This window comes from Streptomyces solincola (genome assembly GCF_002982015.1).
GTDB classification, from domain to species: domain Bacteria; phylum Actinomycetota; class Actinomycetes; order Streptomycetales; family Streptomycetaceae; genus Streptomyces; species Streptomyces solincola.
In genome coordinates this window covers 1-7,900 of record NZ_PVLV01000507.1, presented here as the reverse complement: position 1 = coordinate 7,900, position 7,900 = coordinate 1, and the positions used below count along the sequence as shown (strand labels likewise).

Here is a 7,900-nt window from a genome sequence, read left to right as displayed (position 1 = left end):
ACACGTTCGCCCGGGTGCGGGATCTGCGCATCCTGCTGTACGACCCGGCCCCGGGCCCCGCGTCGTACAGCAGGATGCGCAGATCCCGCACCCGGGCGAACGTGTCACCGTCCGAGGAGGCGGCCAGCACCACCTGCTCCACCGAGGTGTCCAGCGCCGCCAGGTCCGCCTCGACCGTGTCGGTCAGCCCCTCGGCCACCCGCTTCTTCGACAGTCGCCGCACCAGACCGGAGGGGTGCCGCGGCTGGTTGTAGAACACGAAGTCCTCGTCGCTGCGCACCCGGCCGCCCCGGCCCAGCAGCAGCGCCGAGGCGTCCACGTCCGGCACCCCCGGACCCGGGGTCCAGCACAGGACGGCCCGTACGGCGGCAGCGTCGAGCGGGACGTTCGAGCCCTTCGGCATGGCGTGCGTCATGCCCGCCATCCTGCCTGGCCGACCATGGACCGGACAACGCGGGTGGTTGCCCGCGCCGCCCGCGGTTACCCGTCGTTCACGCACACGGGGAACTGCGGACACCCGCCCCTACGTACTATTACCGGCCACATGTCGAAGGCCAGCCGGCCGGACGGGGAGCACATGCGTCACTTCGGGTACATCCCGGCCGCGGTCCGGGCCGGTCTCTTCCACCGCGAGCCCGGCGACTTCACGGCGGACTCGCCGCCGCACGTGCTCGCCACCGCGCTCGGCGCCACCCTCTACAGCCCGGCCACCCGCCCCCGCCTCGCCGACGACCTGGTCAAACTGGCCCGCCAAGGCGTGGTCTCCATGGTGCTGTGCCTGGAGGACTCCATCGACGACGCCGACGTCGCCGGCGCCGAGGACAACTTGGTCCGCCACCTCGCCGAGCTGGACGCCCGCGGCGACGAGCCGCTGCCGCTGCTGTTCATCCGGGTCCGCGAACCGGCGCAGCTCCCCGACCTGGTGCGCCGGCTCGGCCCCGCCGTCCGCCTGCTGTCCGGATTCGTACTACCGAAGTTCACCGAGGAACGCGGCGTTCCGTTCCTGGAGGCGCTGATCTCCGCCGAGGCGGACGCCGGACGGCGGCTGTTCGCCATGCCCGTGCTGGAATCCCCCGAGCTGCTCCACCTGGAGACCCGGCAGGACACCCTCGCCGGCATCGCCCGCACCGTCGACAAGCACCGCGACCGCATCCTCGCCCTGCGCCTGGGCGTCACCGACTTCTGCTCCGCCTACGGGCTGCGCAGACCACCCCACCTCACCGCCTACGACGTGCAGATCGTCGCCGGGGTCATCGGCGACGTCGTCAACGTCCTCGGCCGCTCCGACGGCACCGGCTTCACCATCAGCGGCCCCGTCTGGGAGTACTTCCGGCTCCAGGAGCGCATGTTCAAGCCGCAACTGCGCCGCAGCCCCTTCATGGAACAACGCGCCGACGCCCTGCGCACCGCCCTGATCGAGCACGACATGGACGGCCTGCTGCGCGAGATCGAGCTGGACCGCGCCAACGGGCTCCTCGGCAAGACCTGCATCCACCCCTCCCACGTGCTGCCGGTGCACGCGCTGTCCGTCGTCAGCCACGAGGAGTACAGCGACGCACGGGACATCCTCCGGCCCGAACGCGACGGCGGAGGCGTGCTGCGCAGCGCGTACACCAACAAGATGAACGAGGTGAAGCCGCACCGCGCCTGGGCCGAACGCACCCTGCTGCGCGCCGACGCGTTCGGCGTCGCCAGGGAGGACGTCGGATTCGTGGAACTGCTGGCGGCAGGACTGAACGCATGAGCGCGCGGACGCACGAAGCAGGCGGGGACGCGGCCGTCTGGCCCGGCGCCTGGGTGTCGGAACGGCTGGGCGTCGAGCTGACCGGCGACCCCGCCCTGCCCGGGCTGCTGGGCCTCGCGCTGCGCCGCAACCCCAAGCGGGCCCATCTGCTGGTCTCGACCGTGCTCGGCAAACACGTCCCGCAGAGCCCGGCGGTGGTGTGGCGCGCGGGGTACGGGCTCGGGGAGCGGGTCCGGGACCTGCTCGGCCCCGAGCAGGCCGCCCGCGCCGTCGTCCTCGGCTACGCGGAGACCGCCACCGGCCTCGGCCACTCGGTCGCCGACGGCCTGGGCGCCGCCCCCTATCTGCACTCCACCCGCCGCCCGGTGCCCGGCGTCGCCACCGCCGGGGGCTTCGAGGAGTCCCACTCGCACGCCACCTCGCACCTGCTGCTGCCCGAGGATCCCGGGCTGCTGGCGGGCGACGGGCCGCTGGTCCTGGTCGACGACGAGTTCTCCACCGGCAACACCGTGCTCAACACCGTACGGGCGCTGCACGAGCGCCACCCGCGCGCGCACTATGTCGTCACCGCCCTGGTCGACATGCGCTCGGCCGCCGACCGCGACCGGTTGGCCGACTTCGCCGCGGGCCTGGGGGCCCGGGTCGACCTGGTCACCCTCGCCGCCGGCGCCGTGCACCTGCCGGAAGGGGTGCTGGAGAAGGGCCGCGCACTGGTCGCCGCCCACGAGAGCGCCCCGGCGGCCGGCCTCGCGGACCTCCCCTCCCCGCCGGTGCGGCGAGTGGAGCTGGGCTGGCCGCAGGGGGTGCCGGACGGCGGACGGCACGGCTTCACCCCGGCCCACCGGGCCGAGCTGGACGCCGCCCTGCCCGCCATGGCCGCCCGCCTCGCCGACGCCCTGGGACCGGCCGCCGACGGCACCGGGACGGAGACGGCCGGGCGGCCCGGGCGGGTGCTGGTCCTCGGCTTCGAGGAGCTGATGTACGCGCCGCTGGCGCTCGGCGTCGCCCTGGAGCGGCGCGGCGGCGCCGCCATCCGCTTCTCCACCACCACCCGCTCGCCCGTCCTGGCCGTGGAGGACCCCGGGTACGCCATCCGCACCCGGCTGGTCTTCCCCGCCCACGACGACCCGGCCGACGGGCCCGGCGAGCGGTACGCGTACAACGTGGCGGGCGCCGGCTTCGACGCGGTGGCCGTCGTCGTGGACTCGGCAGCCGACACCCCGGCGCTGCACGCCCCCGGCGGCCTGCTGGCACAGCTCGCCGCGCACATCCCGCACGTCGTGCTCGCCGTCATCCCCTCCTACGTCCCCGCCGAGCCCCGCGTCCCCTCCGAGAGGGAGTCCATGCCGTCCCGTCCGCCGTCCCCGCCGTCCCCGCCGTCCCGTCCGTCCCGGGCGTCCCGCCTGGCCGAGCCGCTGCGCGGGCCGGCGTTCTCCTCGTACGCCCCCGAGGACGTCGGCTGGCTGCTCCAGGACCTCTCGCACGTCGAGCTGGAGGCCCCGACGGAGGAACGCGAGGAGGCGGTGCAGAGCGGCGGGGCGCACTACGCGGAGTCCCTGCCGGTCGAATACCAGCCCACCGCGGCGTACCAGGCGCTCTACCGGTCCGCGCTCGACCAGTCAGCCGCCCGGATCGCACAGGCCGTCGGCACCGTCACCGAGACGGTGCTCGCCGAGCGCTCGCCCCGGCCCGTCCTGGTGTCGCTGGCCCGCGCCGGCACGCCGGTCGGCGTCCTGATGCGCCGCTGGGCGCTGCACCGCCACGGCCTGGACCTGCCGCACTACGCGGTCTCCATCGTGCGGGGCCGCGGCATCGACGCCAACGCACTGCGCTACCTGGCCGCCCACCACGACCCGGCCGACGTCGTCTTCGTCGACGGCTGGACGGGCAAGGGCGCCATCACCCGCGAACTGGCCGCCGCACTCGCCGACTTCGGCGGCTTCGACCCGGAGATAGCGGTGCTCGCCGACCCCGGCTCGTGCGTGCGGACCTTCGGCACCCGGGAGGACTTCCTCATCCCGTCCGCCTGCCTCAACTCCACCGTCTCCGGACTGATATCGCGGACCGTGCTGCGCGCGGACCTGGTCGGCCCGGACGACTACCACGGTGCGAAGTTCTACCGCGAGCTGTCCGGCACGGACGTCTCCGGCGCGTTCGTCACCGCCGTCGCCGCCCGCTTCGAGGAGGTCGCCGCCCTGGTGGACGCGGACGTCAAGGAGCTGTCGGCTGCGGACCGCAGCCCCACCTGGGAAGGCTGGGCCGCGGTGGAGCGGATCAGCGAGGAGTACGGCATCCACGACGTGAACCTGGTCAAGCCCGGTGTCGGGGAGACCACCCGGGTGCTGCTGCGCCGGGTGCCGTGGAAGGTGCTGGCCCGGCGCGGCGCGGGCCCCGACCTCGACCATGTGCGGCTGCTGGCCGAGCAGCGCGGCGTACCCGTCGAGGAGGTGGACGGCCTGCCGTACACCTGCGTCGGACTGATCCACCCCCGCTACACCCGCGGCGCGACCGGTGCCGACGGCCGTACGGTGGCGGGCCCCGAAGCCTCCGGCGGCCCCGGCGGCTCCGACCGTCCCGGCGGCTCCCTCGATGGGGAGGTCCGGCCGTGAGAACCCTGATCGCCAGCGACCTCGACCGCACCCTGATCTACTCGCCGAACGCCCTCGGGCTGACCATGCCGGACGCCGACGCGCCCCGGCTGCTGTGCGTGGAGATCTACCAGCACCAGCCGCTGTCCTACGTCACCGAGACCGCGGCCGCGCTGCTGACCGGACTGCCCGGACAGGCCGTGTTCGTGCCCACCACCACCCGGACCAGGGAGCAGTACCACCGCGTCCACCTGCCCGGGCCGCCGCCGCCGTACGCGGTCTGCGCCAACGGCGGGCACATCCTGGTGGACGGCGTCAGCGACCCGGACTGGCAGCGGCAGGTCGCCGCCAGGCTGGCCGACGAGTGCGCCCCGCTCGCCGAGGTGCGGGCCCACCTGGTGGCCGCCGCCGACCCGGCCTGGCTGCTGAAGGAACGCGTCGCCGAGGAACTGTTCGCCTACCTGGTGGTGGAGCGGGCGCTGCTGCCGGACAACTGGATGAAGGAGCTCGCGGCCTGGGCGGCCCCGCGCGGCTGGGCGGTCTCGCTCCAGGGCCGCAAGGTGTACGCCGTGCCGCTGCCGCTCACCAAGAGCGCGGCGGTACGCGAGGTGGCCCGGCGCACCGGGGCGGACCGGGTCTTGGCGGCCGGGGACTCGCTGCTGGACGCCGACCTGCTGCTCGCCGCCGACCGCGGCTGGCGGCCCGGCCACGGCGAACTGGCCGAGACCGGGTGGAACGCGGACCACATCGAGGTGACGGAGGCCACCGGGGTGCTGGCGGGAGAGGAGATCGCCCGCCGCTTCAGCGAGGCGACCGGCGCTGGGCGGCGGAGCTGAAGGGCACACGAAAGGGCTGAGGGGCACGCGGCGGGGCCGAGGGGCGCGGTGGAACCGGCGGCCGGGACCGGGCGGCGGACTGCGGGGCGGGTGGGCTCAGCCGCGGCGTGCGCCGGAGCCCTTCTTGAACACCCGCACCGCGATGAACGCCAGCACCGCGACGGCGGCGACCGCCAGCACGCCCTTGGAGTACAGCGAGACGTAGTGGCTGACCTTCTCCCAGTTGTCGCCCAGCAGATAGCCGGCCAGGATGAAGATCGTGTTCCACAGCGCGCTGCCGAGCGTGGTGAGCACCAGGAACATGGGGATGGGCATCCGCTCGACGCCCGCCGGGACGGAGATCAGGCTCCGGAAGATCGGCACCATCCGGCCGAAGAAGACCGCCTTGGTGCCGTGCCGCCCGAACCACGCCTCGGTCTTCTCGATGTCGGAGACCTTCACCAGCGGCAGCTTGCCCGCGATGGCGACCGTCCGATCGCGGCCCAGCAGCGCACCCACCCCGTACAGGGCGAGCGCGCCGACGACCGAGCCCGCCGTGGTCCAGATCAGCGCGGCTATCAGGTTCATCTTGCCGGTGGCGGAGGCGAATCCGGCCAGCGGAAGGATCACCTCGCTCGGCAGCGGCGGGAAGAGGTTCTCCAGGGCGATGAGGAGACCCGCGCCCGGCGCGCCGAGCGCGTCCATCAGACTGTTGATCCAGCGTTCCATGGCCCCACGCTAGAGAAGCGTTGCTGAAGGCTCCCTGAAGGAAGCGATCATCCTCCGCTCCGGATGCCCGCGTTCAGCCGCAGCAACCGCCCCCGCAGCAACCACCGCCACCGCCGCTGGGGGCGGGCGCGGGGGCCGACCCCCTGGCGGTGCCGCCCACCGCGACCGTGGACAGCAGCTTGACGGTGTCGCCGTGACCGCCGGGGCAGGTGGCGGGCGCGGCCGACTCGGCCATGGGACGGTTCAGTTCGAAGGTGTCACCGCAGGTGCGGCACCGGTACTCGTAGCGAGGCATGGCCACAGGGTAGCCGCGCCCGCCACGGCCCCGAGGCGGAAGCCGGCGACCAGGCACCCCGCCCCAGCCCTCGGGTGCCGTGAGCCCCGGCAGTCCACCCGCCCCGGTCCTTGGGTGCTCCGCCCTCGCCGTGAGCCCGGGAGCCCGCGCGCCCCGGTCTCGGATGCCCTGCCGTCGCCGCGATTCCGGGAGCCCGCCCGCCCCCGGGCCGTGTCCTCCGCGCGGCCCGGCCGGGTTCAGCGTCCGGCGCTGCGGTCCTCGCGGATCATCTCCACCACCCGGGCCGCCGCCGCCCGCACCCGCTCCGTCTCCTGAAGGAAGTGCCAGTAGTCGGGGTGGCGGCCCTCCAGACCCCCCACGGCCCGCTCCAGCCGGGCCACCGCCTCGTCCAGCGGTCGGGCGTGGCGCGGATCGGGAGTGTTGCGGCCCGCCATCGCCAGCTTCTGGGCGTCCCGGACCGCGAACCGGGTGCGCTCGATCTCCGCCTGCGGATCCCGGGCGACCGCGTTCAGCCGGTCCAGCCGGTCCCGCGCGGCCGACACCGCCTCGTCGGCGCTGTTCAGCAGGGCCCGCACCGTCCCCAGCAGCGCCGTGGCGTCCGCCCAGCGCTGCTCCTCACGCGCCCGGGTGGCCTCCTTCAACCGGTCCTCGGCCTGCCGAACGTGCTCCGCGGCCTGCTCGGGCACCGGCTGGAGGTCCTGCCAGCAGGCGGCGCTGAACCCCCGCCGCAGCTCGCTCAGCACTGGTTCCACCCCGCCGGCGCGGTGGGACAGCGCCTGCGCCCTGGTCCGCAGCGACACCAGCCGCTTGTCAGTCTCCGCGGCCCGCTGCGGCAGCCTCTCGGCCTCCGACCGCACCGCCTCGGCCTCCCGCAGCACCCGGTCGGCCCGCTGCAGCGTCTCCGGTACGCCGTGCTGCCCGGCGCCCTGGTTGAGCCGGGTCAGCTCCGGTCCGAGGGCCGCCAGCCTGGCGGCCGGCTCGTCGGCCCGCAGCCCGGAGGCGCGCGCCGCGTCCAGGGCGTTGCTCGCGCCGAGCAACGCGGCCTTGGCCCGCTCGACGGCCGGGGCCAGCCGGGCCAGTTGCGTCTCCGCCTTCTCCAGCAGCGGGGCGAGGCCCTGCTCGAAGCGCTCCAGCTCGCCCTGCGTCCGCACCAGGTCGTCCTTGGCGCGGTTCAGCTCACCGGTGGCCCGGACGGCGACCGAGGGGTCCAGGTCGTCGCGGTCCAGGTCGTGGGCGTCGACGGCGGTGATGTAGGTGTGGCTGACCTCGTCGATGCGCCGCCCCAGAGCGGCGAAGCCCTCCACCGCCCGCCGGCCCGCCGGGGAGGCGTCCACCGCGGCGATCGTCTCGATGGAGATCCGCAGGCCCCGCTGGGCGGTGTCCAACTCGTAGAACGCCTCGGCGGCGGCGTCCCGGGCCGCCTGCGCCTCGGCCCGCCGGTTCTCCCCGCGCCCGCCGAACCAGCGCCGGGTGCCGCCCCCGGCGAACGCGGCCGGGACCACCGCCCCCGCAAGCGCCACCACGGCCGCCAGCACGGTCGCCGGTGGCAGCAACAGGGCGAGGACGCCGTTCACGGACCGCCGCACGCCTGTCACCGTCACATCCGCTCCCGTACCGTGTCCGCCCCGACCGGTTCATTCTCCCACCCGCTAGGGACGAACACACGGGACGATCAGTTCACGCTGAGGGCCTGTAGGTCTTGGCAAGGGGGAGGGGCCCCACCCCCCCA

Annotated in this window: 7 protein-coding genes; 3 read left to right on the top strand and 4 right to left on the bottom strand. The window is 74.6% G+C overall.

What is annotated here, in order from left to right:
- Window positions 1-415 (bottom strand): TerD family protein (locus C6N75_RS25925; protein ID WP_146132679.1); only part of this gene is annotated, 415 nt, incomplete at its 3' end.
- A gap of 162 nt (window positions 416-577) precedes the next feature.
- Between C6N75_RS25925 and C6N75_RS25920 the strand changes: the two genes are divergently transcribed.
- The 3 genes from C6N75_RS25920 to C6N75_RS25910 are packed head-to-tail and all read left to right on the top strand — an operon-like array spanning window position 578 to window position 5,168.
- A complete protein-coding gene (locus tag C6N75_RS25920) occupies window positions 578-1,744 on the top strand; it encodes an HpcH/HpaI aldolase/citrate lyase family protein (protein WP_105871306.1) in 1,167 nt (388 codons plus the stop codon).
- A complete protein-coding gene (locus C6N75_RS25915; RefSeq protein ID WP_105871304.1) occupies window positions 1,741-4,353 on the top strand; it encodes a phosphoribosyltransferase in 2,613 nt (870 codons plus the stop codon). The genes C6N75_RS25920 and C6N75_RS25915 overlap by 4 nt, the downstream gene beginning before the upstream one ends.
- Entirely contained in the window at window positions 4,350-5,168 is an 819-nt protein-coding gene (locus C6N75_RS25910) for an HAD family hydrolase (protein WP_105871303.1), read from the top strand. The genes C6N75_RS25915 and C6N75_RS25910 overlap by 4 nt, the downstream gene beginning before the upstream one ends.
- 96 nt (window positions 5,169-5,264) lie before the next feature.
- On the opposite strand, the gene C6N75_RS25905 is transcribed toward C6N75_RS25910, so the two are convergent.
- The 3 genes from C6N75_RS25905 to C6N75_RS25895 all read right to left on the bottom strand — a co-directional run bounded on the left by C6N75_RS25905 (window position 5,265) and on the right by C6N75_RS25895 (window position 7,745).
- A complete protein-coding gene (locus tag C6N75_RS25905; RefSeq protein ID WP_105871302.1) occupies window positions 5,265-5,876 on the bottom strand; it encodes a DedA family protein in 612 nt (203 codons plus the stop codon).
- 73 nt (window positions 5,877-5,949) lie between these two features.
- On the bottom strand, window positions 5,950-6,171 hold the full coding sequence (locus C6N75_RS25900) for an FmdB family zinc ribbon protein (protein WP_105871301.1): 222 nt from the start codon (window positions 6,169-6,171) through the stop codon (window positions 5,950-5,952).
- A gap of 236 nt (window positions 6,172-6,407) precedes the next feature.
- Complete coding sequence (locus C6N75_RS25895; protein ID WP_407703278.1) at window positions 6,408-7,745, bottom strand: coiled-coil domain-containing protein; 1,338 nt, start codon at window positions 7,743-7,745, stop codon at window positions 6,408-6,410.
- Between the last annotated feature and the right edge of the window lie 155 nt (window positions 7,746-7,900).